At 68.2% G+C, this 277-nt stretch carries 1 protein-coding gene; it reads right to left on the bottom strand.

The annotated features are described in order from the left end of the window. A partial coding sequence (locus tag GV790_RS30160) for an NAD(P)H-dependent flavin oxidoreductase (RefSeq protein ID WP_163818198.1) occupies window positions 1–277 on the bottom strand: 277 nt, incomplete at both ends.

Raw genomic sequence — 277 nt, forward strand, 5'->3', positions numbered from 1 at the left:
GCCCGCGACGATCCGCTCCTTGACGATGTGATCGATGCACGACTCCTGCGTGCACAGGAAACGGGTGCCCATGTTGACGCCGTCCGCGCCGAGGGCCAGTGCGGCGACCAGACCACGGGCATCGGCGATACCACCGGAAGCGATCATCGGAATGCTCAGCTCGCGGGCCGCGGCCGGGATCAGCACCAAGCCGGGAACATCGTCCTCGCCCGGGTGGCCCGCGCATTCGAACCCGTCGATGCTGACGCCGTCCACGCCGATTCGCTCGGCCTTGAGC

Origin of the sequence: Nocardia cyriacigeorgica, assembly GCF_010858045.1 — a bacterium.
Classification (GTDB): Bacteria; Actinomycetota; Actinomycetes; order Mycobacteriales; family Mycobacteriaceae; genus Nocardia; species Nocardia cyriacigeorgica_E.